A 25,078-nucleotide genomic window follows, 5' to 3' on the forward strand; every position below is an offset into this window, starting at 1 on the left:
AGGCCGTCCGCGCTCCGTCACGCGCCGGCAGGCAGCACCACGTCCTCGTAGCGGGCCTTCATCGTGGCCACCACCTCGTCGGGGTCGGCGGCCCAGATGTCGGCGTTGAAGATTTCCACCTCGACGTCGCCGGTGTATCCGGCGGCCAGGACGGCCCGCGTGATCGGCGGAAAGCCGATCACGCCGTCGCCCATCATGCCCCGCCCGAGCAGCACGTCCGCGGGCAGCGGGTGCAGGTAGTCGCACACCTGGTACGACACGATCCTGCGGCCCGCGCGGGCGATGTCCTCGAACAACCGCGGATCCCACCAGACGTGGAAGGTGTCCACCACGACGCCCACCTGCTTCTCCGGGTGAGCCAGGCTCAGGTCGAGCGCCTGACCGAGAGTGGACAGGACGGCCCGGTCGGGACAGTAGACGGGGTGGAGGGGCTCGAGAGCCAGCTTGACCCCCCGCTCCCCGGCGTAGGGGGCCAGCTCCGCCAGCGCCTCGGCCACCCGCTCCCGCGCCCCGGCCAGATCCCGCGAGAACCCGCCCGCCGCCACGCCGCCGTAACCGCCGCCGCCCGCCGCCACGCCGCGCGCGCCCGCGGGGCCGGCCGGCAGCGGCTCGCCCGGTGTCACCCCGGGCAGGCCGCCCACCACCATCACCAGGCAGGCCGCTCCCAGCTCCGCCGCCTCGTCGATGGCCCGCCGGTTGTCGTCGAGCGCGCGGGCGAAGGCACGGCGGCCCTCGTCGCCCGGCAGCCCGCCGGCCGTCATGAAGCCGCCCCGGCACAACGACGACACGCGCAGCCCGGCCGCCCGAACCAGCTTCACGCTCTCCGCGAGCCCCTGCTCGGCGACGTTCTCCCGCCACAGCCCGACAGCCTCCAGGCCGTGCCGCACGCATCCGTCCACGGCCTCGGCCACGGTCCAGCGCTGCGTCGTCCGCTGGTTGAGTGAGAGACTCACAGCCCGTTCACCGCCAGCAGCGCCTTCATGCGGCGCACGGCCAGCTCCTGGTCGGCCAGCAGCCCGGCCTGGTCGGCCAGGCGGAACACCTCCGACAGGTGGAGCAGCGAGCGGGCCGACTGGGCGCCGTTCACCATGGCGAACGCGTCCTGGTGACCGTTCAGCCAGGCCAGGAAGACGATGCCGGTCTTGTAGTGGTACGTCGGCGTCTCGAAGATCTTCCTGGACAGGGGGACGGTCGGGGCCAGGATCTCGTCGTACGACGCCAGCAGCCGGTCGCGGCCCGCGTCGTCGCCGGCGGCCTCGGCCGCGTCGAGCGCCTGCAGCGCGGCAGCCGCCGCCGGGGCGATGGCGTCGAAGATGCCGAGCAGCGCGTGCGAACCCGACCTGATCAGCGACGGGTAGTTGAAGTCGTCGCCGGTGTAGAGCCTGACCCCGTCGGGGAGCGCGGCGCGCAGCCCCACCTCGTGCTCCTCGTCCAGCAGCGACACCTTCACCCCGTCCACCATGGGCGCGTGGGCGTGGACGAGCTCCAGGAACGACTCGGTCGCCGCCGCCACGTCAGGAGCGCCCCAGTAGCCGGCCAGGTGCGGGTCGAACATCTCGCCCAGCCAGTGCAGGATCACCGGCCGGTCCACCAGGCCGAACAGCTTGCCGTACACCTGGTGGTAGTCCTTGGGGCCGGTCGCGGCCTTTGCGAGCTGGCGGGAGGCCATGATGATCACGCCGGCGCCGGCGGACTGCACGGTCTCGATCTGCTCGGCGTACGCGGCCGTGATCGTGTTGAGGTCGGCCGCCTGGGGCGCGTGGTCGGTGCCGGCGCCGCAGGACATCAGCGTCGCGGGGTCGCCGACCGTACGCGCCTCGGCCGCGCTGCGCCGGATGAGCTCCTTGGTCGCGGCCCAGTCCAGGCCCATGTTGCGCTGGGCGGTGTCCATGGCGTCCGCGACGCGCAGGCCGTACGACCACAGGTGGCGGCGGAAACGCAGGGTGGCGTCCCAGTCGACGGCCGCGGGGGAGCCGGGCGTGTTGTCGCCCAGCGGGTCGGCCACCACGTGTGCGGCGGCGTACACGATGCGGCTGCCGGCCGGGGCGTCCGGCACCGGCCAGGCCGTCCGCTCGTTCAGGGTGTACGCCCCGATGCCGGGCAGGTCGATCCTCACGGCTGCGGCACCTCGATCCTGCGGCCCTCGGCGTTGGAACGCAGCCCCAGCTCGGCGAGCTGCACGCCGCGGGCGCCCGAGGCGAAGTCGTTGGGGAAGGGCGCGTCCTCCACCACGTGCCGGACGAACGCCTCCCACTGGACCTTGAACCCGTTGTCGAACTCGGCGTTGTCCGGCACCTCCTGCCAGCCGTCGCGAAAGCGCGCCGTGGCCGGCAGGTCGGGGTTCCAGACGGGCTTGGGGGTGGCGGAGCGGTGCTGCACGCGGCAGTTGCGCAGGCCCGCCACGGCGCTGCCGTGCGTGCCGTCCACCTGGAACTCCACCAGTTCGTCCCGGTTCACCCGGACTGCCCACGAGGAGTTGATCTGCGCGATGACGCCGCCTTCAAGCTCGAAGATCCCGTACGCGGCGTCGTCCGCGGTGGCCTGGTACGTGGTGCCCTGCTCGTCCACGCGGGCGGGGATGTGCGTCACCGCCCTGGCGTAGACCGACTGGATCCTGCCGAACAGGTTCTCCATGACATAGTGCCAGTGCGGGAACATGTCGAGCACGATGCCGCCGCCGTCCTCGGCCCGGTAGTTCCACGACGGCCGCTGCGCCTCCTGCCAGTCGCCCTCGAACACCCAGTAGCCGAACTCGCCGCGCACCGACAGGATCCGGCCGAAGAAGCCGCCATCGATCAGCCGCTTCAGCTTGAGCAGGCCGGGGAGGAACAGCTTGTCCTGCACGACGCCGTTCTTGACGCCCTTGGCCGCGGCGGCCTCGGCCAGCGCGATTGCCTCCTGCGTGGACTCGGCCGTCGGCTTCTCCGCGTAGATGTGCTTGCCCGCCTCGATGGCCTTGAGCACGGATTTGACGCGGGCGCTGGTGACCTGGGCGTCGAAGTAGATGAGGTTGCCGTCGTCGGCGAGGGCCGCGTCCAGTTCTGTAGTGAAATCCGAAATGTCGTGCTTAGTTGCAATATCTGCAAGTTTGTCGGCATTACGTCCGACCAGGATGGGCTTGAGCTTGACCTTTCCGCCGTCCGAGAGCGTGACGCCGCCCTGCTCGTTGATGGCCAGAACGGAACGGACCAAATGCTGGCGATAGCCCATTCGCCCGGTGACGCCGTTCATCACGACGCCTATGGTGTGCACGCTCATGAAGATCCCTTCAGGACAAACGGTGGAAAGCGCTTTCCCGAACCGTACGGCCGTGCGGCCCAGGGCGTCAAGTGGCGCGGGCCGTCAGGAGGCCCGGACGCCGGGTGGCGGCCCCGCGCGGAGGCCGCCGTGCTCGGCGCTAGTCGCGCGGCTCCAGCCTGGCCAGCGCCTTGGCGATGGGGTGGGCGGCGAGCGACAGCTGCCACTCGCGAGCCCCGAGCTCGCGCAGCCGCGCGGTCACGCTCTCGTCGGTGATCTCGGCCGGCGGCTCCCAGGTCAGTCTGCGGACGGCGTCGGGTTGCAGCAGGTTCTCCGTCGGCATGTGGAACTCGTCGGCCAGCGCGGACACCACCGCCCGTGCCGCCGCCAGGCGCTTGGCGGCGGCCGGATCGCGGTCGGCCCAGCGGTTGGGCGGTGGCGGCCCGTCGCCGGGTGTGCTCGGCTGGGGGAGCTGGCTGTCGGGCAGCGCGCGGGCCCTGGCCACCGCGGCGAGCCAGTCGCTCATGTGCCGTCGCGCGCTTCGCCCGGTGAATGCCGAAATTTCGGTCAATGCCTTCTTGGTGCGGGGCCCTTCGAGCGCCGCGGTGACGATCGCGGCATCGGGCAGCACCCTGCCGGGCGCCAGGTCGGCCTCGCGCGCGATGCGGTCGCGCATGGTCCACAACTCGCGCACGATGGCCAGCGCGCGTACGTTGCGCACCTTGTGGATGCCCGAGGTGCGGCGCCACGGGTCGGACCGCGGCACCGGCGGCGGAGTGTTGAGCACGGCGGCGAACTCCTCGCGCGCCCACTCCAGCTTCCCGCTCTCCGCCAGCTGCTCGTGGAGCACGTCGCGGAGCTCGACCAGCACCTCCACGTCGAGCGCGGCGTAGCGCAGCCAGTCTTCCGGCAACGGCCTGGTGGACCAGTCGGCCGCCGAGTGGCCCTTCTCCAGCCGCAGCCCGAGCACGGTCTCGACCATCGTGCCGAGGCCCACCCGCTCGTAGCCGAGCAGCCGCCCGGCCAGCTCGGTGTCGAACATCTGCCGCGGCCTGAACCCCAGCTCCATGAGGCACGGCAGGTCCTGGGAGGCGGCGTGCAGCACGATCTCCGCGTCGGCCACGGCCTCGTCGAGGGCGGACAGATCGGGGCAGCCGACCGGATCGATCAGCGCGGAGCCTGCGCCGCCCCTGCGCAGCTGCACCAGGTAGGCGCGGTTGCCGTAGCGGTAGCCGGAGGCCCGCTCGGCGTCGACGGCGACAGGGCCGCCTCCCGCGGCGAACCGTGCCACGACCGTGGCCAGCCCGGGCGCGTCCGCGATGACCGGCGGGATGCCCTCGCGGGGTTCGAGCAGCGGCTCGACTGTGCGTTCTTCTGTCATTCGACCTTTTCCGTGGCTACTCCGACCCACGGCCGGAGAGGAAACGCATTCCAGCGTAGCGAGGCAGGGAAACGTGGTGCGTACCCGGGCGGATCGGCGTCGGAGTACGCATTACGTCTGGTCGTCATGTCGGCGGGGCAGCGCGGCCACGTCGGGCGGGAGCGGCGGGATCCCCGCCGCCAGGCACATGAGGTCACACCAGGCGGCGACATGGCCGGAGAGATCCTCCTGAGCGGGAGACCAGGACGCCCGCAGCTCGAGCTCGGTCGTGACCGGGTCGTCGGCCTTGTTGCCGAACCCCTCGGACACGGCTCTCGTCACCGTGCCGCCGGCGGCGGAATAGCCGGCCTGGTGCGCGTCGAGGGCCTCGGTCAGCCAGCTCCAGGCCACGGGCCCGAGCAGCGGATCGGAGGTGATCTCGGGCTCCATGTCGGCCCTGACGTAGGCGACCAGGCGGAACGGGCCCTCCCAGCCGCGCTGGCCGTCGGGGTCGTAGAGGAGGATCAGCCGGCCGACCGCGAGTTCGTCGTCGTCGCGGTAGACGGAGGCGCCGATGGCGGCGGAATAGGGGGCCAGCCGCTGCGGCGCGGGCAGGTCCTCGAGCTCGATCTCCGGCCGGACCTCGGACAACCGCAGGCTCTCCGCCGCACGGGTGAACTCGGCGGGAGGCGGTGGCTGGTCACCGAGTGTCATAGCCGAAGCGTAGGTCGAAGACGGACGGAAGGGGACCACGGGGGTGCTCATCTTTGGTGATCAAGCCGCTGCCGTAACAAGCAGGCGAACGGGCCGGGTGGACTCGGCGGAGCCGAGAAGGATCGCGTGGCCGCACTCGGTGCAGGCCCACTCGGGGCACTCGCCCTGCTCGTGACCGTCGGCGCACGGAGGCTGCTCGAACGGGCGCACACCGGCACAGGACGGGCAACACTCACTGCGGCGCTCTGGGAAACTCCACAACGCGGGCATCGCACGAGTCATCGAAGCGGGGCCTTTCTTCGGGTTGTGGCTCCGACGTTGGCACGAGCCGCTGACAATTCCCCGCAACGCGCTCGGCGTGTCCCGAAAGTGGTCGCTGAATCGATGCCGCGCGGTTGCTTGGCGAACATTTGGCTCAGTCGAGACCGGCTCTCTGGGCGGGCATGGGGTGTGTTCGACCCGTGTGGGACACCGACGCCGAGCAGACCGGTAAACCTTCATCCGGCCATCTGATCATGATTTGCTAGCTCCAATGGATGTTTTTCCCGACACGGCCGCTTCGTGTCGTCGCGGAATCCGTCACCGGACACCGTTCCGCCTCCATCGCCCGACACGGATCCGCTTCCCCACCGGACACCTGTCCGCCTCCGTCACATGACACAGATCCGCCTGCGGGCATGGCCCGCCGCAGGACGCCGTCCGCTGGCGGGACCGGTGCCCCGGCGTGGCACGCTTGTGGGGTGAACCTCGCCGACTCAGCCTTCCTGCGTGCCTGCCGCCGCCAGCCCGTCCCGCACACCCCGGTCTGGTACATGCGCCAGGCCGGGCGCTCGCTGCCGGAATACCTCAAGGTCCGCGAGGGCGTGCCCATGCTCACCGCGTGCGCGACGCCCGAGCTGATCGTCGAGATCACCATGCAGCCGGTCCGCCGCTACGGCGTGGACGCGGCCATCTTCTTCAGCGACATCGTCGTCCCCCTCAAGGCCATCGGCGTCGACCTCGACATCAAGCCGGGCGTCGGCCCGGTCGTGGCCGACCCGATCCGCGACGTCAAGGGCCTCGACGCGCTGCGCCCGCTGGAGCCCGGCGACGTGCCCTACGTCACCGAGGCCATCCAGGCGCTCACCGGAGAGCTGGGCGGCACGCCGCTGATCGGCTTCGCGGGCGCTCCGTTCACGCTCGGCTCCTACCTGATCGAGGGCGGCCCGTCGAAGAACCACGACAAGACCAAGGCCATGATGTACGGCGCGCCCGAGCTGTGGCACGCCCTCATGGAGCGCCTGTCCGCCATCGTCCTGGAACACCTGCGCATCCAGGTCGCGGCCGGCGCCTCGGCCGTGCAGCTCTTCGACTCCTGGGTGGGGGCGGTGGCGCCGGACGACTACCGCGAGTTCGTCCTGCCGCACACCCGGCGCATCCTCGAAGGCATCCAGGACGTGCCGCGCATCCACTTCGGCGTGGGCACGGGCGAGCTGCTGGGCGTGCTGGGCGAGGCGGGCGCCGACGTGGTGGGGGTCGACTGGCGGGTGCCGCTCGACGAGGCGGCCCGCCGGGTCGGCCCCGGCAAGGCGCTGCAGGGCAACCTCGACCCGGCCATCCTTCTGGCGCCGTGGGACGTGGCCGAACGCAGGGCCCGCGACGTGCTGCGGCGCGGCCGGGCGGCCGAGGGGCACGTCTTCAACCTCGGCCACGGCGTCCTGCCCTCGACCGACCCCGACCAGCTCAAGCGCCTGACCGACCTCGTCCACGAAGCCGGCGCATCGACCTGACACCGCGGAAGGGTGGCATCGCGGCGTCCCCTCCCTGGAACGCCGGGGTGCGGCACTGAGGTGCGGCGGGGTGCCGGCGCTCAGACGGTTGCGGGGGTCCGGGCCGCCCGGTTTTCCGGCCCGGGGGAGGGAGGCGCCGGGTGGGCGACCCGGGCGGGTGGGCGAGGTTGTGAGGCGGTAGCGTCGGGAGGCGTGGAAGGGAATCGGGCGCACGTGGTGGTGGTCGGCGGCGGGATCTCCGGTCTGGCCGCCGCGTGGCACCTCCGCCAGGGCGCGGGCGAGCGGGTGAAGGTGACGGTCCTCGAGGGTTCACCGCGCATCGGCGGCAAGCTGTACGCCTCGGAGGTCGCCGGGGTGAGCGTCGACGCGGGAGCGGAGGCCATGCTGGCCCGCCGGCCCGAGGGCGCCGAGCTGGCCAGGGCGGTCGGGCTCGGGGAGGAGCTGGTGTTCCCCGGCACGACGCGCTCGGCCGTCTACACCAGGGGCACGCTCCGTCACCTGCCGAAGGGCCAGGTCATGGGCGTGCCGTCCGACCTGACCGAGCTGGCGAGGTCCGGCATCGTCTCGCCCGGCGGGCTGCTGCGCGTGCCGCTCGACCAGATCCTGCCGCCGACCCTGGTGCGCACCGACGTGTCGGTGGCCGCCTACATCCGCGCCAGGATGGGGTCGGAGGTCGTGGAGCGGCTGGTCGAGCCGCTGCTCGGCGGCGTCTACGCGGGCCGTTCCGACATGTTGTCGCTGGAGGCCACGATGCCGCGCGTGGCGGCCGTGGCACGCTCTGAGCGCTCGCTGCTGTCCGCGACCCGGCAGCTCGTCGAAGACGCGCCGAAGGACGCGGGGCCCGTCTTCACCTCGCTCAAGAACGGCGTCGGCGGCCTGCCCGAGGCGGTCGCCAAGGCGTCCGGCGCCGACGTCAGGACCGGTGTGACCGCCCGCGAGCTGCACAGGACCGAGCACGGCTGGCGGCTCGTGACGGGCCCCGTGCCGAGGCCCGAGACCATCGAGGCGGACGCGGTGATCGTGGCCGTGCCGGGGCCCGCCGCGAGTCGGCTGCTCAAGGACGAGGCGCCGAAGGCGGCGACCGAGCTGGCCAGGATCGACTACGCCAGCATGGCCGTCGTCACACTCGCCTACCCGGTCGACGCCTTCCCCGAGCCGCCCGCCGTCAGCGGCTACCTGGTGCCGCCGGTGGAGGGCCGGCCGGTCAAGGCGGTCACGTTCAGCTCGGTGAAGTGGCCTCACCTGGCCAGAGACCTGGTGATCCTGCGCTGCTCGATCGGCAGGATCGGCGAGGAGCACCTGCTCCACCGCGAGGACACCGAGCTGGTGTCGCTGGCCATGGCCGAGATGGGCGAGGTGATGGGCGTGCGCGGGCTGCCCGTGGACAGCCGGGTGGCGCGCTGGGGCGGGGCGCTGCCGCAGTACAACGTGGGCCACCTCGACCGGGTGGCCAAGGTGCGTTCCGCGGTGGCCGGGCAGCCGGGGCTGGCCGTGTGCGGCGCGGCCTACGACGGCATCGGCATCCCCGCGTGCATCGGCGCCGCGCGTACGGCGGCCTCCCAGATTCTGGACCACCTGTCGCTACGAGGAGAATGAACACCATGACAGAGGGCGCCGCGCGGCTCAAGGCCCGCGATCTCAACCAGGTGATCCGTTACACGATGTGGTCGGTCTTCCAGGCGACCGGGCCGTGCCCGAGCGACCGCGACGGCCTTGCGCGGGAGGTCACCGAGCTGCTCGACCAGGCAGCCGGGAAGGACGTCGTGACCAGGGGGGTCTACGACGTGGCGGGGTTCAGGGCCGACGCCGACTACATGTTCTGGTGGCACGCGCCCACGCCCGAGGACCTCCAGGACGTCTACGCCCGGTTCCGCCGCACCGCGCTGGGCCGGCACAGCAGGCCCGTCTGGTCGGCGATGGCGCTGCACCGGCCGGCCGAGTTCAACAAGTCGCACATCCCGGCCTTCCTCGCCGAGGAGGAGCCGCGCGCCTACGTGAGCGTCTACCCGTTCGTCCGCTCCTACGAGTGGTACCTCCTCGAAGACTCCGAGCGCCGGGCGATGCTGGCCGAGCACGGCAGGATGGCGCGCGACTACCCCGACGTGCGGGCCAACACGGTGGCGTGCTTCTCGCTCAACGACTACGAGTGGATGCTGGCCTTCGAGGCCGACGAGCTGCACAGGATCGTCGACCTGATGCGGACGCTGCGTGGCGCGCAGGCCCGCCGGCACACCCGGGTCGAGATCCCCTTCTACACCGGCGCCCGCAAGCCGGTGCAGGAGCTCGTCGCCGCCCTCCCCTGACGCGCGCCGCCGTCCCGCTGCAAAAGATCAAGACCCGAGTTGGCGATCCAACTGTTTTGATCGGCCCGCCTTGTCACAATCAGGGAAATCCCTAGTTCGTCGGGCGTGCGCGGGGATGGCACGTTCCAACCGCGGGCCCCGTACGGGTCCGGGCAGGGAGGCGGGGTGGACGAGTCGGGCAGGCCCGGCCGGCGCGTGACCGGTCGTCATGCGGCGGGTCGTCATGCGGCGGGGCGCGCGCGGCGGGTTCGCGGGCGGGCGGCGGCCCGCCGGTGGGGGCTGCGCGGCCGGCGGGGCCGGCGCCGCACCCGCAGGCGCGGGCTGCTGGTGGGTGCGGTCGCGCTGGCCGGAGCCGCGGCGGTGCTCGGCATCAACGGGACCATCGGCGGCGTGCTGACCGCCGCCACCACCGCCGGGCGTCCCGCAGCGGCGGGAGCCGCGCCGGCCCTGCCCAGCAGCGGCGCCCGCCAGGACGGCTCGCCGGCGCTGCCCGGCAGGGCCGGCGCGGAGGCGAAGGCGGACGCCGGTGCGCAGGCCAGGGCGCGCGAGGTGCGCAGGCCCGCGCCGCCCGAGGCCACCGGCGTCGGGGTGGCGCCGGAGGCGGGCGCGACCGGCGCGAGCTCTGAGGCCGCGCGCGGGCTGGTGTCGGGCACGACCGACCCGGATGACCTGCTGGCGGGCGGTCCCGATCCCGGTGACGTCGCCGGTTACCGGGCCGACGGGCCGTCGCGGCACACGGACCGCGAGGCGGCGGAGTTCTTTCGTACGCGCTGGAGGGCCGGCGACAAGGCGCTGAAGCGGCTCAAGGACATCCGCACGGTCGGCGGATATCTGCGGATTTATACAGATCTTCCGGAGTCCGCCGGCAACTCCGCCACCGCACTGACGCTCTGCGAACGCGGCCTCGACTACCTGCGCGCCCGCGGGGTGGCCCGTCCCGTGGTCTTCGTGCAGGCGGAATTCGGAGAGAACGGCAACCCGGTGCTGGCCAACATCCTCGGGCCGTCCGACACCAGCTGCCGGGTCACGCACCCGGCGCCGGGCTGAGCGGGGCGCGGTCCAGCGCCGGTCTAGCGCACTCGCACCCGCGTCTTGGCGCACCGCTCGCACCGCTGCGTCACCACGCGTCCTATGGTCTCGATCGTCACCCAGCGGTGGCGAAGATGGACAAGACGCACACGATTCTCCTACCCGGTGTAGGCGATCGGCACGCACTGTCGTTATGCGATCACCCCTTGGGTTCAAGGGTAAGGGAGATCGAGTTGATGCAGTACCGATCATCGGTCGGAGTCGCATAGCCCTCGCCGTGGAACACGTGCCCCAGGTGCGAGTCGCACCGGGCGCAGCGCACCTCCGTACGGACCATCCCGAGGCTGCGGTCCTCGATGAGCTTCACCGCCTCCGAACCGGACGGTTCGAAGAAGCTCGGCCAGCCGCAGTGCGACTCGAACTTCGTGTCGGACCGGAAGAGCTCGGCGCCGCAGGCGCGGCACGAGTAGACCCCTTCGGTCTTGGTGTCGACGTACTCCCCCGTGAACGGGCGCTCGGTGCCGGCATCCCTGAGGACCTGGTACTCCTCGGGGGACAACTGGGCCCGCCACTCCGCCTCGCTCTTGACGACCTTGTCCATGTCTCCAGAGTACGACTTCCGGCAAAAAGAGATCTCCACCGGGGAAGCATCCTTTCTGGTGCGAATTCGCGTCTTTGTCGGCAAGGGGGTGTTCATCGCCTCCTGCCAAGGGGTGAGATCGTCCGCGGATCCCGCCGAGCGGCACAGCCCACGCCCGTGCTGGCGCCGCCGGGGGATCGCCACGGCCGGCCGGGTGGCGCGCCAGCGCCCGGAACGGCGGCGGACGGTCTGGCGGCCCGTCCCGTCGAGCCCTCGGTCCCGCCACCGAGGAGGCTCCGGGACGGGCCCACCCCGCCTTGTCGGAGGAGGGGAGTAGGTTTTATGGCATGGCATCGCCGTACATAGAACTCGAGGTAGGGGAGCGAACCGTCAAGGTCACCAACCCCGACAAGGTCTATTTTCCTGGGATCGGCGCCACCAAGCGGGAGCTGGTGGAATATTACGTGAGCGTCGGGGAGGGAGCGCTGCGGGCGCTCAAAGACCGGCCCACCAACCTGAAGCGCCACCCCGACGGCGTGCAGACCGACGCCATCTACCAGAAGCGCATGCCGCCCCGGCATCCCGACTGGCTCCAGCCGGTGACGGTGACGTTCCCGAGCGGGCGCACGGCGCAGTCGCTGCGGGTCACCGAGGTCGCCGCCATCGCCTACTGCGCCAACCTCGGCACCATCGACTTCCACCCGTGGCAGGTGCGCGCCACCGACACCGAACACCCCGACGAGCTGCGCATCGACCTCGACCCGCAGCCCGGGCTGGAGTTCGACGCGGCACGCGAGGCCGCGTTCCTCACCCGCGAGGTGCTGGCCGACCTGGGGATGGTCGGGTTCGTCAAGACGTCGGGCAACCGCGGCGCCCACATCGCCGTGCGCATCGAGCCGCGCTGGGACTTCATCCAGGTGCGCCACGCCGGCATCGCCCTGGCCAGGGCCGTGGAGGAGCGTGATCCCGGCCTGGTGACCATGGCGTGGTGGAAGGAGGAGCGCGGCGAGCGGGTGTTCATCGACTACAACCAGAACGCCAGAGACCGCACGGTGGCCAGCGCCTACTCCGTCAGGGCCAAGCCGCACGCGCCCGTCTCGACGCCGCTCACCTGGGACGAGCTGGCCGACGCCGACCCGCGCGACTTCGACATCCGCACGGTCCCCGCCCGCTTCGCCGAGCTGGGCGACGTGCACGCGGCCATCGACGACCGCGCCTACTCCCTCGCGCCTCTGCTCGACCTCTACGCCCAGGACGACCGCGGCGACATGCCCTACCCGCCCAACTACCCGAAGATGCCGGGCGAGCCGATGCGGGTGCAGCCGAGCCGGGCCAGGTCCGGCAAGGAGGAATAGATCACGCGCGCGGGCCGTGCGGCCGGCTCTTGGGAGAGAAACGACGGCCGGCTGCGGCTCGCGGCCGGCGTGTCGTGACGGGTCAGCGTACGAGGTGGTGCGGGACCAGCTCGCGCACCTCGCCCCTCCCCAGGTAGACGACCTTGTCGGACAGTCCGGCCTGCTCGATGTGGTGGCGGAAGTCGTCCAGCGGCGAGCTGAACACGGTGTAGTCGTCGTAGTGCACGGGCACGACGGTGTGCGGACGGAACAGGTCCACCCAGGCGGCCCCCTGCTCGCCGTCCATGGTGACCAGCATCGTGCCGAGCAGCTTCGTGCCGCCCAGGTGCACGACGGCCAGGTCGATGTCGGGGAAGCGGCGCGGGATCGCGTCGAGGCGGCGGTCGAGCAGGGTGTCGCCGCTGATGTGCATGGTCAGCTCCACCCGCTCGTCCCGGTTGCAGAACTCCAGCATCGTGCCGATCACCGGCGGCAGCAGCGCCTCGGCCGGGCCAGGTGCGTGTTTCGCCGGCAGAGCGGTGATCTTCACCAGGCCGCCGGGGCCGTGTAGCTCGTGCTGCTGCCACGGCTCCAGCCCCACGCTCGCGCGGAAGCCGCCGCGGCCCAGCCGACCGGCCGCCGCGGTCGTCGTGATGATCGGCGTCGCCTTGTCCAGGCCCTTGCGTGCCACCCGGTCCCAGTGGTCGCCGTGCATGTGGGACAGCACCACCGCGTCGAGCGGCGGCACATCCTCGATCTCGACGGCGGGGTCGGCGAGGCGGCGCGAGACCAGACCGTAGCCGAGGTAGGCGAGCTGTCCCCGGTGCAGGAAGTTGGGATCCGTCAGCAGCGTGAAGCCGTTGTAGCGGATCAGCACGGTCGCGTTGCCGATGAACTGCAGGCTGCCCTTCACGGCGGCTCACCCCTGACCTTCGTCCCCTTTACGGCCTTTTCTCCTGCCACCTCAGAAAGATCCCAAACCCTCCGTGTCCGGTCGGTTTCACTTCGATCACATAACTTGACTCCCGATCTAATAGTTCGCAAGGCTCTCTTGTGCATCGGGGGACGTCCAACCGATCTTGGAGCCTTCACATGGCAAGAGCGCGACGTCTCGTGGCCGGCGCGATGGCCGCCTTCGCGATCGCGGGCGCGAGCCTGGCAGCAGGCCTCAGCCCTGCCTCCGCCTCCGCCTCGTCCGACGATCTGCTGCCGGTCGACCTGCCCACCTGCCTCCTTCCGCTGCCGATCCTCTGCGACGAGCCCTCCGGCGATCCCGTGCCCGAGCCGGCGCCGGACGAGCACGAGTCCGAGGAGTCCTGGTCGCACGAGCCGAAACCGGCCGATTCCTGGCCGGGAACGGTGGAGTCCGGCGACCCCTGGCGTCCGGCCGCCGAACACGAGCACCGGGTTCCGGAGGGGCATCCGGAGACCGGTGGCGGCGCGCTCGCGCCGGGCGGGCCGGTGTGGCCGTTCGCCCTGGGCGGGACGGCGCTGCTGGCCGGAGCCGGGCTCGCCGGGCTCGCCATCCGGCGCCGCAGGGGTGTCGCCTAGGGTGGCCGGACCCGCGGGGGGCAGCGCGCCGGGACAGCGGACGATCGTGCTGGTCGCGACGGTCGTGTCGCTGGCCGGAGTGCTGCTGATCGGGCTCGGGCTCAGCGGCATCGTGGGCGGCCGGCCGGAGCCCGCCGCCGTACGTCACGAGTCGCCGGCACCGACCAGCGGCGTGCTCCTCAAGGACGTGCCGCTGTCCGAGGTGGCCGAGCCCATGCGGGCCGCCCGGCCCACGGCCGTCTACATCCCGTCCATCGGCGTGGCCGCCCCGCTCATGGAGCTGGGCCTGGACGCCGGCGGGGCCATCGAGAACCCGCCGTTCGACCCGCCGAACCAGGCCGGCTGGTACCGCTACGGGCCCGTCCCCGGCCAGCGCGGCGCGGCCGTGATCACCGGCCACCTGGACACCAGGACCGGCCCCGCCGTCTTCGCGAGCCTGAAGAAGGTCAAGCGCGGTGACCAGGTGCAGGTGCTGCGAGCCGACCGCTCGGTGGCCGTCTTCGTCGTCGACAAGGTCGAGCACACCCCGAAGCGCCGCTTCCCCGCGAAGAAGGTCTACGCCAGGCTCTCCTACCCGGGGTTGCGGCTGGTGACCTGTGGCGGGGCGTTCGACCGGCGGGCGCGCAGCTATGAGGACAACACGATCGTGTACGCGCACCTGGCGGCGCCGTACTATCCCGGAAGCTGATCATGGGTCGCGCGGCAGGCCGAGCGCGCGTTCGGCGATGATGTTGAGCTGCACCTCCGTCGTGCCGCCGCCGATCGTGAACGCGCGGGTGGTGAGGATCATGCGGTTCCAGTGGCGGTCCGCGGGGGCCAGCGACCAGCAGAACTCCGAGATCGCCTGCGCGTGCCGCATGCCGAGGAGCTTGCGCACGCTGGACGCGGTCCCCGGATCCCCGCCGGGCACGCGGCGGCTTGATCCGGCCCGGTCGTGGTCGGCGGCGGACAACTTGTGGAGGGTGGCGCGCAGGCCGAGAGCCGAGATGGCCTGGCCCTCCGCCCACAGCCGGCCCGCCCGCTCCCGCTGCGACTGCCGGAGCGGGGGCGACCTCGTGATGAGCTCGGCCATGTCGGTGTGCTGGGAACCCGGGCCCCACGAGTCGCCGAGCGCGACGCGTTCGTGGGAGAGCGTGTCGCGGGCCACCCGCCAGCCCGCGTCCACCTCGCCGACGACATGGTCGTCCGGTACGAACACGCACGGCCGGGGGAGGTACGGCATGATCCAGCCTTCCCGCGCGAGCCGGTCGCGCCGTTCCGCCGGGCTCGCCGCGCGCAGCGACCGGGCCTGCGCCCTGATGGTGTCCCTCACGGCGGCGGCCTCCTCTGGCAGGTCCGGCTCCATCCGGCGACGTGTCCCCGGCACCGCGAGCCCGGCCACCTCCTCGGCCCACGGCCCGGGATCTCCCGCCAGCATCCGGCCGGACAGGGCTCGGCGGTAGTAGCGGTGCGCGTCGTGCTCGAAGGTGTAGCCGATGCCGCCCAGCACCTGGATCGTGTCCGCCGTGCACCGCACCGCCGCATCCGGCCCGAGCACGGCCGCCACCCCGACCGCCAGCCTGACCTCGGCCGCAAGGGCATGCACCCCACCGTCCCGGCCCGCGTCGGCCCTGCTGGCGTCGTCGCGGTTGGTGTCACTGCGGGCCGCGCACTTCATGGTTCGGGCGTCGTCCATGGCTCTGGCCGCATCCCATACGGCGGCGCGGGCCTGCTCCAGAGCCACCAGGGCGGCGGCCACCCGGTGTTTGACTCCTTGGAACTGCCCGATGGGCCGCCCGAACTGCTCGCGCACCTTGGCGTGCTCGGCCGCCGTCGTGACCGCCCACGCGGCGACGCCGCACGCGTCGGCTCCGAGCAGCACGGCCGCGATCTCCCGTACCGGTACGCCGTCCAGCACCCACCCGGCGGCCATCCGGTCCGCGGGCATGGAACGGCCCGTAGCCCGGTCGTTCGCCGTCAGGGCGGAGGGGATCGGGCCGTCCACCGTACGGCCGGTGGGTGCGGCCCGCACGGTGACGGAACAGAGCTCCCTGTCGAGGTCCACGCCGTCCACGGGCTCGGCGACGACGCCGGCGCGGTCCAGCACCGCCCATGCGCCCCCGCCGACCGGGACGAGGAAGAGATCGGCCGTCGCCGGCCCCAGCGCGAGAAGGCCACTGCCGGCGGCCGGCCCCGCGGCCGGCACGACGGCGGCGGTCGAGGAGCCGTCGGCGAGTCCCCGGAGCAGGTCCCGTCCTTCGCCGTGACCGCCGGCGCCCGCCCAGGCGAGCGCCGCCGACACCACGACCGTCGGCAGGTAGGCGCCGGTGACGCGTTGTTCGCCCAGCGCTTCGAGGGCGACGCACGACTCCAGCAGCCCGTACCCCTGTCCGCCCGCCTCCTCGGGCAGGTGCAGGCCCAGCAGGCCCTGACCGGCCAGCGCGGCGTGGCCGGAGGACCGCCCGGCGAACCCTCGTACGGAGTCGGCGAGTGCCTGGTGTTCCTCGGTCAGCCCGATGCCCATGCGCACGAATCTAGAACGTTATTCGGCCGGCGAAAACCATTCGCGGCCGCCGGGCCACGACCGTTACCCTCGCTGCACGTCGACCACCGGATCCCCGGCGACAGGCGGGCCGCCAGCCGGGGCCGGATGGCGGCGCTGAGCGTCAGCGTCCGCCAGGACGGGGAGTGGCTGATCATCCATCACTGCCAGTCCTGCGGCGAGCTCAGCGCCAACCGCATCGCGGGCGACGACAACGCGCTGGCGCTGCTGCGCATCGCCATCCGCCCGCTGTACGACACCCGCCTGCCGGTCAGCGCCCTGCTGGCCCTCTGACGGGTCCGCGACCAGGGCCTCCGTACCTCGTCCGTACGGAGGCCCGCTTTCTGCCGGCCCGTGACGGTGGGGCCGAGGTCAGGGTGCTCCGGAGGTGGGACGGGTAGGGGCCGGGCATGGAGGTGCTGAGCAGCCGGATCCTGCTGCGGCCGAACGATCTCGACCGTAGCCGCCGTTTCTACGCCGAGACGCTCGGGCTGGCCGTCTACCGCGAGTTCGGCCCGCCCGACCATCCGGGTGTGGTCTTCTTCCTCGGCCAGGGATTCCTGGAACTGTCGGGCAGCGGCGGCGGCACGGGCGCGGGGGTGTCGCTCTGGTTGCAGGTGCGCGACGTGGCGGCCGAGGAGGAGCGGCTGCGGCGGGCGGGAGTGACCGTCCTGCGCGAGGCCCGCACCGAGCCGTGGGGGCTCATCGAGACGTGGATCGCCGATCCCGACGGCCACCGCATCGTGCTGGTGCAGGTGCCGCCCGGCCATCCCCTGCGCCGCGACCCGCGCTGACCGGCTCGGTCGCCGCAGCCGCCGCCCGGCTCAGTCGCCGAACTCCAGGTGCAGGGCCTGGGAGAAGTCGGCCACCGCCTCCTCGTGGCGGTCCAGCTCCTGCAGGATCTCGCCCCGCACCCGGTACGCCCAGATGTAGCCGGCGTCCAGCTCGATCGCCCGGTTCAGGTCCTTCAGCGCCGCCTCGTCGTCGCCCATCTCGCTCAGCACGGCACCCCGGCTGCCGTAGGCGCGGTCGTTCTCCGGGTCCAGCTCCAGCGCGCGGTTGAGATCGGCCAGCGCCTCGTCGTACCGGTCGGTCATGCGGTACGCCTCGCCCCTCCGGCTCAGCGCGCGCACGTACTCGGGGTCGGCCTCCAGGGCCTTCGTGTAGTCGTCGATGGCCTCGGCGTACAGGTTGATCCGCTGGTACAGGTCGCCGCGGGCCACCCAGGAGTAGGCCAGGTCCTCGTCCAAGGCGATGATCTTCGCGTGCTCGGCCAGGGCCTCGTCGATCCGGTCCAGGCCCACCAGGGCGTCCGCCTTCGCCTCCAGGATCCACAACGAGCCGGGGGAGAGGGTGAGCGCGTGCTCGAAGTCGGCCATGGCGTCGTCCAGGCGGTCGAGCGCGGCGTAGGTCTGGCCGCGCGAGCCCAGGGCGTACGCGCTGTCCGGCTCCAGCTTCAGCGCCTCGTCGAAGTCCTCCAGCGCGGCGTCGTACCGTTCGATGACGCGGTGGCTCTCGCCGCGCAGCCGCCAGGCGCGGGCGTTGTCCGGCACCAGCGTGATCGCCTCGGTCAGGTCCGCGATCGCTGCGTCGTGCCGCGACAGGGCGATGTACGACTCCGCGCGGCTGCGCAGCACCGACGCGCGCGACTGGGCGGCCGCCTCCGACAGCCCGGATTCTTCCTTGATCCCCTCGCTCATGGGAGGTAAATCTATCCGACTAGATCTGGATAATGGCCGCCTTCTCGCGGGTGAACTCGAGCACCGAGTCGTGGCCGTACCCGCTGTCCTTCACGCCGCCGAACGGGAGCCCCGGCGGCATCTGGCGGAAGGTGTTCACCCACACCGTGCCGCTGCGCAGATCGCGCACGAAGCGGTGCGCGCGGCCGAGGTCGCGCGTCCACACGCCGGCCGCCAGCCCGTACGGTGAGTCGTTCGCGACGGCCAGCGCCTCCTCGTCCGACCCGAACGGGATGGCCACCGCCACCGGCCCGAAGATCTCCTCCTGGCAGACGCGCAGCGCGTTGTCCGCGGTCGTGTAGAGGGTGGGCTCGACCCAGTAGCCGCCGGGCAGATGGGGCACCACGTCGGCGCCGGTGCGGCCGCCGAAGACGCGTTCGGCGCCCTCCTTCTCGGCCAGCTCGAGGTATGACGTCACGCGCTCGTACTGGCCGGCGGAGACGATCGGCCCCATCGTGGTCCGCAGGTCGAGCGGGTCGTCCAGGACGAGGCCCGCGCAGATGTGCTTGATCCGGGCGAGCATCTCGTCCCAGACCGAGTGGTGGAGAAGGATGCGCGAGCCGGCCACGCACACCTGGCCGGCGTTGCCGGTGTACACGGAGTTCACGGTCACGCCCTGGGCGGCCGCGTCCAGGTCGGCGTCGGGGAAGACGATGTTGGGCGACTTGCCGCCCAGCTCGAACGTCATCGGCTTCAGCGCGTCGGCGGAGGCGCGCGTGATCGCCTGGCCGGTGGCGGTCGATCCGGTGAGGCTGACCTTGCCGACGCCGCGGTGGCGCACCAGGGCGTCTCCGACGTCCTCGCCCAGGCCGCTGACGATGTTCAGCACGCCGGGCGGGAACACGTCCGCGAGCAGCTCGCCGAGTCGCAGCACGGACGCGCTCGCCTGCTCCGCGGGTTTGACGATCACCGTGTTGCCGGCGGCCAGCGCGTAGGCGGCCTTGGCCGAGAAGGTCGAGATGGGGGAGTTCCACGGGATGATGCAGACCACCACGCCGTAGGGTTCGCGCCGGGTCAGCCCGAGCGCGTCGGGGCCGAGCAGGACGGTGTCACCCTTGACCGCGTCGAGGCACTGCCCGGCGGCGAGCTGCCACAGGTACGCCATGCCCGGCAGATCCCGTTTGAGGGTGTCGCGCAGGATCCTGCCGTTGTCGCGGGTCTCCAGCCGGGCCAGTTCTCCGGCATGGCGGCCGAACAGCTCGGAGACCTTGCGCAGGACGTGCGCCCTGGCCGCCGCGGGCAGGCTCGACCAGGCGGGGAACGCCTGCGTGGCCGCCGCCACGGCGGCCTGCGCCTCGGCGGCGCCGCCGGCCGGGACGCGGGCCCACACCTCGCCGGTGGCCGGGTTGACCGAGTCGATCGTCCGGGTCGCGGCTACCAGCTCGCCCCCGATGAGATTCCGATAGTCAGCCACGCGCCCAAGCATATGCTTGCTTGGATAGGGAGGCCAGCGCGACGGGCTGAAGGCACGTACGCCAAAGATCACGTAAAGCGCTCGAAACTGGACGCATCAGGTCGTCTCCGTGAGGGCAGAACGCCCGCAGGGTGGTGGAGATGACAAAAACATTGCTGGGCCGGCTGATGTACGGCAAACGGTACAACCGCGTTCCCTGGGGCCAGCGGGTCTACGTCCGGCCGGGGGAGCGGCTGATCAGGGAGGTGCAGTGGAAGCGGCTGATCAGGAACGCGCCGATCATGCCGCTGGCCGACTATGAGCGCAGCAGGCCGCTGGGCGAGATCGAGGAATTCCTGGCCTGCATGATGTGCGGGGAGTCCCGCCAGCAGCCGCTCTTCGAGCCCACCGGCGGCAACGGCTGGCGCTACCACGTCGTCCGCTGCCCCTCCTGCGGCTTCCTCTACCGCAACCCGAACGTCCGCCCCGAACGTCTCGGCGACCTGTACGCCACCGGCTACAACTCGTTCCTGACCGGCAAGTACGCCGCCAACCGGCAGCGCCGCTACGACCTGACCATGAAGGCGTTCTCGCCGGTCTTCGACGAGGGCAAGGAGCGGCGGCTGCTCGACTTCGGCTCGGGGGTCGGCCTGTTCCTCGAACTGGCCGAGCAGCGCGGGTTCGAGGCCTTCGGGGTGGACCTGTCGCCCGAGTCCGTCGCCCAGGCGAACGAGCGGCTGAGCAAGGCGAAGACCTTCCACGGCGCGCCCGAGGACGTGCCGGAGATCGCCGCGGGCGGGTTCGACGTGATCACCCTCTGGTCGGTGCTCGCGCACCTGCCCAGGCCGCTGGACGACTTCACGAAGTTCCGCGGCCTGCTCGCGCCCGGCGGGGTGCTGCTCATCCTGACCGTGAACGCCCGGTCGCTGCTGCTCAAGGCGTACGGGAACGGGTGGAGCGGCTTCACCAAGAACCACCTGATGTTCTACTCCTCCGAGACCGTGCCCACGCTGCTGCGCCGCACCGGCTTCGCGGGCGTCGCCTTCGCCCCGCACTACGGCGACACGATCGAGGCGGGCACCACCGCCCTGCCGGAGGACCTGCGCCGGCGGCTGCGCCGCAACGTGGAGCTCAGCGACGGCGGCAACATGATGCGCGTGCTGGCCTTCGCCGACGAGGAGGCGATCGGCCGCTGGGGCGGCGGCCCGCTCACGGTCCACCGGTTCGCCTGAACCCCCGCCGCACGACCACCGGCTCAAGACGCGCCGCTCGGGGCGCTCAGATCACCGGCACGCCCAGGTCGGCCGCGGGCCCGCCGGCCGGCCGCCGCAGCTCGGGGTCGAGCTGCTCGATCAGCCGCCGCACCAGCGCCGCCCGGCGCACCCGCTCGCGGCCCAGCTCTTTCGGCACCACGCCGAGGTGCCCGCCCGACGGGTAGATGTTGGGTGCGTTCCGCAGCCCCATCTTGAGGTAGACCGGGGCCGCGGCGCGGACGATCTCGACCGCCTCGTAGAAGCGCACGAACCCGCCCTGGTCGTCGGGCACCTCCAGGTAGAGGTCGATCGGCAGCCGGGTGGCGGCCCTGATCTCGGCCAGGTGGGGCACGGTCAGGTCCGTGCCGACGTTGACCGTGGTCGCGCCCAGGCGCTCGTAGACCGCCGCGGTGGGCGCGTTCGTGAGCGGCATCAGCACGGACGTCTTCAGCACCAGGCCGGCCGGCAGCGTGCCGTCCTCCTTGAGCTCCCGCAGCACCTCCAGCACGCCCAGGTCGCCGACGAGCAGGCTGCGGATGCCCAGCGAGCAGGCCCGCAGGGCGTCGGCCACGCACGCCGCCACCATGGCGTTCCCGCGCGCCGCCGCGCCCACGGCCTGCGTCGCCTTGGCCTGCCCGCCCGTGTCCCAGGCGGCCCTCGGGCCGAGGAACAGGTTCACCTCCATGCCGCGCTCGGCGCCGATCCGCGCCATCCGCGCGATCTCGGCGTCGGTCAGCATCATCACGCCGCTGCCCTGCGAGGTCCTGGCGACCGGCACGCCGAGCCTGTCGGCCTCGGCGACGACCGCCTCCAGCACCTCGGGCCCCTCGACGCTGGGGATCTCGAACCGGTAGGGGGCGCCGTCGGCGAACCGGGACGCCGAGGGGACGGCGGCCTGCACCACCGGGTGCCCGAGCCTGGCCATCAGCGCGTGCAGGTCGGCAAGGCTGGTCATCGGGGTCTCCTCCCGCGTAGCTCCGCGCCGGCCGGTGCCGCCCTGGTCTGTCCGCGGGTCCATGTGACCGGCAGCTCCACGGACGGGCGGCCGGTGCGCCGTGCCGGAATCCCTGCCACCGTAGCTCACCTGCCGTGCGGGTCACCGCTATCCGGAACGTGGTCACGGCGATCTCGGCCGCCAGCCGGGCGGTCAGGACGTCGGCGCCGCAGTCGCGGATACCCTGCTCCAGGGCCTCCGACATCAGCGAGAACTTGCGCAGCTCGCGTTCATGCAGGGCGGGTTCGGCGTCGATCGCGGCCCGACGGCGTAGCAGGTAGTCGAGGCTGCGACCCTCGAAGATCTCGGCCGTGGCGGGGGCCAGGCCGTCGGTGATCAGTTCCATCGGGCCGAGCGACGGCGGGGTCTCGGCCATGAGGCGGGCCACCCGCTCGGGCACCGACTCCTCGCGGGCGAACAGCACTTCACGCTTGTCGGCGAAGTGCCGGAAGAACGTACGGGTCGTGAGCCCGGGCCGCGCCGTGATCTGCGGCACGGTGGTCCCGGTGGAGCCCTGATCGAGGAAGAGATCGAGCGCGGCCTGCTCGAGCCGTTCTCGCGCACCCGGCTGCCATCGACCCATGCGGCACATTCCAGTGATGACACGACATGTCATGACTGTGGGGGCGAACATGACGGATGAGATCTGGGTGCTCGGCGCGACCGGACGGGTCGGCCGGGAGGCGGTGGAGCGTCTGCGGCAGGCGGTCGCCGATGCGCGTACCGATGCGCCGACGCCGGATCAGAGGCAACGCTCGCGGTCCCGGGCTGGTACGGGACGTTCTGCGATCGGCTTGGGCACGAAGTCCCGTGCATAGGCCTGCCTCTTGACGTGCTTTCCTTCCGTTCCCCAGATCTCGGCCGCCCGGTAATCGGCCCACCTGATGGCCCCAGTCTTCAGGTTGACGACGTAGAACTCCTCCCAGTCGCACGGTCCAGGTGGGTAGCCGTGATCGGGCCAGGTCCGGCTCCGCTCGGCGCGGAGCAGCACGCTGTCGCGACCCAGGGGGCGGACGGCCTGAACGGTCTCCAGGTCGTACGGCAGCGCGAGATCGGCGAACGTGACCTTGGGGACGGAGCGCCGAAGATCCACCCTCTTCAGCCGGTAACGCAGCTTTCCCCCATCACCCAGCCGGACAACGCTCACTGCCTCATCGCCCAGGACCACGGGGTTGGTGCCGTCCTCGGCATCACCTGCACGGTGGGCCACGGTGGAGGGAGATTTCCAGTTCTCGCGGACCCGTAGTTCCTCGCCCCTGTCCGACATCACGATGACACGACCGCCGTCGGCGCGCGCGTCCAGAAGATCGCTGGCGAACTCTGCGCCGACACGGAGACGCCGCTTCGACGACAGATCGATCAGCTCGCGCCCGCGATCGGCGTTCCACACGAACAGCAGCTCGCCCTCCCCATGGAAGGCGAGCTCGACATCCCACGAGCTGTCACCGGGCCGGTACACCCTGGTGGATACCTGTTCGGTGGCTCCGCTGGCAAGATCTCTGACCACCAGGGCATGGTCGGAACGCCTGATATAGGCCAGATGTCGACCGTCGTCGCTGATGGCGAGAGGCGAGACCGCCTGCTCGCCGTCCTTGGGCACGAAGCCGAGCGCGTCCTCGATCCGCCAAGCCTTGCCGGAGCTGCTCCCCACCCGCCAGGAATGATGCGCGGCCGCGGGTTCCCGGATGACTTTCGGGTCGTACAACACCGCGTAGTCGATGCGCGGCGCCCTTGTGGCCGGCAAGGCGGGCAGCCCTGCCGCCGGCCGTACCGTCGGCCGCGGATCCGGATCTTTCTCAGGCCCGGTCTGTACGGCGAGCACGACGCAGAAGCCGCCGAGACAGATCACTGCCAGCCAGAGTACGAGACGCCTCATGCCGAATTCTTCATGCGAGGCCCGGGCGGCCACTTACTGATCCAACATGTTCCGGCCTGCGGCGGAATGTCGATGGCGGCACGGGCTGGAGGTCGCCGGCCGAGCCGGCCGGGGCAGCGAGAGGGCACTTCAGGGAGCGGGCGCCATGGCTTCGGGTCCATGGTCGGACAGACGTGCGGCCCGGCCGTATGGTTCCAACGATCTATACGCAGCGCTCAAGCCCGTTCGGAGCCCGCAGAAGCGCTCTTGATGGGCTTCGGGAAATCGCGGGTCGAGGGCCTGATGTGAGGTCGGTTGAGGGTGCAATTCGTAGCAGCCGGCGTTCAGATCTCGCGACGGTGCCGCTTCGGACAGGCTCTAAGATCGAGGCATGCTGCTGGCCCCTGGAGTGCATGTCGCCGTCACCGATCGGCACGGAGGGGTCAGTGCCCCGCCCTACGGTTCGCGCAATCTCGGTGGCATGGTCGGCGACGATCCGGCGGCCGTGCGGGCCAACCGCGCGGCCCTGGCGGCAGAGCTGCAGGTGCGCGCCGTGGTCTACATGCGCCAGGTCCACAGCGCCGACGTGGCCTTCGTGAGCGAGCCGTTCGGCGACGAGCCGCCCGCGCTCGACGGCGTGTTCACCACCGAGCCGGGGCTGGCGCTGGCCTCGCTCGGGGCCGACTGCCCGGCGGTGCTGGTGGCCGACCTGGCGGCGCGGATGGTCGGCGCCGCGCATTCGGGACGCCCGGGCACCGAGGCGGGCATCGCGACCGCCCTGGTGGAGGCGATGGCGGGCAAGGGCGCCGACCCGGCGCGAATGGTCGCGCTGATCGGGCCCGGCGCCTGCGGCCGCTGCTACGAGGTGCCGGCCGAGCTGCGCGAGCGGGTGGCGGGGAAGGTGCCGCAGACGTGGTCGACGACGTCGTGGCAGACACCCGCGCTCGACCTGCGCGCCGGGATCGAGGCCCAGCTGCGGGCGGCGGGGGTGGCGGACGTGCGCCATGACGCGCGCTGCACGATCGAGTCGGAGGAGCTCTATTCCCACCGCCGGGAGGCGCCCGGCGGCAGGTTCGCCGGGCTCATCTGGCTGGCCTAGCCCTTCTTCCGGGAGCCGTTGAAGATCGCGTTCACGATGATGATGCCGAGCCAGACCGGGATCAGATAGGACCCGCCGGAGTCTCCGGTCAGCACGAACACGAGGGTGAGCAGCGTGCCCAGGCTGAGCGAGACGATCGCCAGGGCCAGCCGCTGCGCGTCGCTGGGTCCCGAAGCGGCGGCCGGCTGCCGGCCCTGCGGCGACGCGGCCAGGCGATCGTCCACCCGCCGGTCGATCTCCTGGCCCATCTTGTCGAGGAACGACTCCACGACGGCGTCTTCGAAGTCAGGCCCGAGATCGCGGCGGGCGGAAACGGCTGCCTTCAGCTCATCGCCAGTAGTCATGTA

At 71.8% G+C, this 25,078-nt stretch carries 23 protein-coding genes and 1 pseudogene; 11 read left to right on the plus strand and 13 right to left on the minus strand.

Translation table 11 applies throughout. From position 1 onward, the window contains the following. Nucleotides 1–17: 17 nt before the first annotated feature. The 5 genes from ABGB01_RS09865 to ABGB01_RS09885 all read right to left on the minus strand — a co-directional run bounded on the left by ABGB01_RS09865 (nucleotide 18) and on the right by ABGB01_RS09885 (nucleotide 5,311). Entirely contained in the window at nucleotides 18–953 is a 936-nt protein-coding gene (locus ABGB01_RS09865) for a sugar phosphate isomerase/epimerase family protein (protein ID WP_347772521.1), read from the minus strand. Continuing rightward, a complete protein-coding gene (locus tag ABGB01_RS09870; protein ID WP_347772523.1) occupies nucleotides 950–2,116 on the minus strand; it encodes a dihydrodipicolinate synthase family protein in 1,167 nt (388 codons plus the stop codon). The genes ABGB01_RS09865 and ABGB01_RS09870 overlap by 4 nt, the downstream gene beginning before the upstream one ends. Beyond that, the gene (locus ABGB01_RS09875) at nucleotides 2,113–3,258 is read right to left on the minus strand and encodes a Gfo/Idh/MocA family oxidoreductase (protein ID WP_347772525.1); all 1,146 of its coding nucleotides are present in this window, start codon (nucleotides 3,256–3,258) and stop codon (nucleotides 2,113–2,115) included. The genes ABGB01_RS09870 and ABGB01_RS09875 overlap by 4 nt, the downstream gene beginning before the upstream one ends. Before the next feature lie 139 nt (nucleotides 3,259–3,397). Further along, entirely contained in the window at nucleotides 3,398–4,618 is a 1,221-nt protein-coding gene (locus ABGB01_RS09880; protein ID WP_347772527.1) for an HRDC domain-containing protein, read from the minus strand. A gap of 111 nt (nucleotides 4,619–4,729) precedes the next feature. Further along, nucleotides 4,730–5,311, minus strand: coding sequence for a DUF3000 domain-containing protein (locus ABGB01_RS09885; protein WP_132597519.1), 582 nt, complete (start codon nucleotides 5,309–5,311; stop codon nucleotides 4,730–4,732). A gap of 740 nt (nucleotides 5,312–6,051) precedes the next feature. On the opposite strand from ABGB01_RS09885, the gene hemE reads away from it, so the two are divergent. The 4 genes from hemE to ABGB01_RS09905 all read left to right on the plus strand — a co-directional run bounded on the left by hemE (nucleotide 6,052) and on the right by ABGB01_RS09905 (nucleotide 10,430). Then, nucleotides 6,052–7,080, plus strand: coding sequence for a uroporphyrinogen decarboxylase (hemE, locus tag ABGB01_RS09890; RefSeq protein WP_347772530.1), 1,029 nt, complete (start codon nucleotides 6,052–6,054; stop codon nucleotides 7,078–7,080). Between the two features lie 192 nt (nucleotides 7,081–7,272). Then, nucleotides 7,273–8,676 (plus strand): protoporphyrinogen oxidase, encoded by a 1,404-nt coding sequence (gene hemG / locus ABGB01_RS09895; RefSeq protein WP_347772532.1) that lies wholly within the window; start codon nucleotides 7,273–7,275, stop codon nucleotides 8,674–8,676. Beyond that, entirely contained in the window at nucleotides 8,673–9,383 is a 711-nt protein-coding gene (hemQ, locus tag ABGB01_RS09900) for a hydrogen peroxide-dependent heme synthase (RefSeq protein WP_347772534.1), read from the plus strand. The genes hemG and hemQ overlap by 4 nt, the downstream gene beginning before the upstream one ends. A gap of 165 nt (nucleotides 9,384–9,548) precedes the next feature. Then, entirely contained in the window at nucleotides 9,549–10,430 is an 882-nt protein-coding gene (locus tag ABGB01_RS09905) for a hypothetical protein (protein ID WP_347772536.1), read from the plus strand. 181 nt (nucleotides 10,431–10,611) lie between these two features. On the opposite strand, the gene msrB is transcribed toward ABGB01_RS09905, so the two are convergent. After that, the gene (msrB, locus tag ABGB01_RS09910; protein WP_347772538.1) at nucleotides 10,612–11,013 is read right to left on the minus strand and encodes a peptide-methionine (R)-S-oxide reductase MsrB; all 402 of its coding nucleotides are present in this window, start codon (nucleotides 11,011–11,013) and stop codon (nucleotides 10,612–10,614) included. A 326-nt stretch (nucleotides 11,014–11,339) separates the two neighbouring features. Here msrB and ligD point away from each other — a divergent pair, with 326 nt between their 5' ends. Further along, complete coding sequence (ligD, locus tag ABGB01_RS09915) at nucleotides 11,340–12,347, plus strand: non-homologous end-joining DNA ligase (protein ID WP_347772540.1); 1,008 nt, start codon at nucleotides 11,340–11,342, stop codon at nucleotides 12,345–12,347. A gap of 82 nt (nucleotides 12,348–12,429) precedes the next feature. Here ligD and ABGB01_RS09920 read toward each other — a convergent pair whose 3' ends face one another. Further along, nucleotides 12,430–13,239 carry an MBL fold metallo-hydrolase gene (locus tag ABGB01_RS09920; protein ID WP_347772542.1) on the minus strand — a complete coding sequence of 270 codons (810 nt, stop codon included), beginning with the start codon at nucleotides 13,237–13,239 and terminating at the stop codon, nucleotides 12,430–12,432. Between the two features lie 179 nt (nucleotides 13,240–13,418). On the opposite strand from ABGB01_RS09920, the gene ABGB01_RS09925 reads away from it, so the two are divergent. Continuing rightward, a complete protein-coding gene (locus ABGB01_RS09925) occupies nucleotides 13,419–13,877 on the plus strand; it encodes a hypothetical protein (protein ID WP_347772544.1) in 459 nt (152 codons plus the stop codon). A 1-nt stretch (nucleotide 13,878) separates the two neighbouring features. Further along, nucleotides 13,879–14,565, plus strand: a complete 687-nt coding sequence (locus ABGB01_RS09930; RefSeq protein ID WP_347772546.1) for a class F sortase — start codon at nucleotides 13,879–13,881, stop codon at nucleotides 14,563–14,565. Here the strand turns inward: ABGB01_RS09930 and ABGB01_RS09935 are convergent, their stop codons facing one another. After that, nucleotides 14,566–16,380, minus strand: coding sequence for an acyl-CoA dehydrogenase (locus ABGB01_RS09935; protein WP_347772548.1), 1,815 nt, complete (start codon nucleotides 16,378–16,380; stop codon nucleotides 14,566–14,568). A 63-nt stretch (nucleotides 16,381–16,443) separates the two neighbouring features. Between ABGB01_RS09935 and ABGB01_RS09940 the strand changes: the two are divergent. After that, a pseudogene (locus tag ABGB01_RS09940) lies at nucleotides 16,444–16,692 on the plus strand (RNHCP domain-containing protein); the annotation flags it as partial. 116 nt (nucleotides 16,693–16,808) lie between these two features. Continuing rightward, complete coding sequence (locus ABGB01_RS09945) at nucleotides 16,809–17,192, plus strand: VOC family protein (RefSeq protein WP_347772550.1); 384 nt, start codon at nucleotides 16,809–16,811, stop codon at nucleotides 17,190–17,192. Between the two features lie 30 nt (nucleotides 17,193–17,222). Here the strand turns inward: ABGB01_RS09945 and ABGB01_RS09950 are convergent, their stop codons facing one another. Beyond that, nucleotides 17,223–18,098: a tetratricopeptide repeat protein gene (locus ABGB01_RS09950; protein WP_347772552.1), complete on the minus strand. Its 876-nt coding sequence runs from the start codon at nucleotides 18,096–18,098 to the stop codon at nucleotides 17,223–17,225. A gap of 19 nt (nucleotides 18,099–18,117) precedes the next feature. After that, on the minus strand, nucleotides 18,118–19,551 hold the full coding sequence (locus ABGB01_RS09955; RefSeq protein ID WP_347772554.1) for an aldehyde dehydrogenase family protein: 1,434 nt from the start codon (nucleotides 19,549–19,551) through the stop codon (nucleotides 18,118–18,120). Nucleotides 19,552–19,691: 140 nt separating this feature from the next. On the opposite strand from ABGB01_RS09955, the gene ABGB01_RS09960 reads away from it, so the two are divergent. After that, entirely contained in the window at nucleotides 19,692–20,762 is a 1,071-nt protein-coding gene (locus ABGB01_RS09960; RefSeq protein ID WP_347772556.1) for a class I SAM-dependent methyltransferase, read from the plus strand. A gap of 46 nt (nucleotides 20,763–20,808) precedes the next feature. Here ABGB01_RS09960 and ABGB01_RS09965 read toward each other — a convergent pair whose 3' ends face one another. Both ABGB01_RS09965 and ABGB01_RS09970 read right to left on the minus strand, forming a co-directional pair. Further along, nucleotides 20,809–21,738 carry a U32 family peptidase gene (locus ABGB01_RS09965; RefSeq protein WP_347772558.1) on the minus strand — a complete coding sequence of 310 codons (930 nt, stop codon included), beginning with the start codon at nucleotides 21,736–21,738 and terminating at the stop codon, nucleotides 20,809–20,811. A gap of 781 nt (nucleotides 21,739–22,519) precedes the next feature. Further along, a complete protein-coding gene (locus ABGB01_RS09970; RefSeq protein WP_347772560.1) occupies nucleotides 22,520–23,653 on the minus strand; it encodes a hypothetical protein in 1,134 nt (377 codons plus the stop codon). Between the two features lie 370 nt (nucleotides 23,654–24,023). On the opposite strand from ABGB01_RS09970, the gene pgeF reads away from it, so the two are divergent. Then, nucleotides 24,024–24,731, plus strand: coding sequence for a peptidoglycan editing factor PgeF (gene pgeF / locus ABGB01_RS09975; protein ID WP_347772562.1), 708 nt, complete (start codon nucleotides 24,024–24,026; stop codon nucleotides 24,729–24,731). On the opposite strand, the gene ABGB01_RS09980 is transcribed toward pgeF, so the two are convergent. Continuing rightward, entirely contained in the window at nucleotides 24,728–25,075 is a 348-nt protein-coding gene (locus ABGB01_RS09980) for a hypothetical protein (protein ID WP_347772564.1), read from the minus strand. The genes pgeF and ABGB01_RS09980 overlap by 4 nt on opposite strands. Between the last annotated feature and the right edge of the window lie 3 nt (nucleotides 25,076–25,078).

Origin of the sequence: Nonomuraea sp. B5E05 (assembly GCF_039880665.1) — a bacterium.
Classification (GTDB): Bacteria; Actinomycetota; Actinomycetes; order Streptosporangiales; family Streptosporangiaceae; genus Nonomuraea.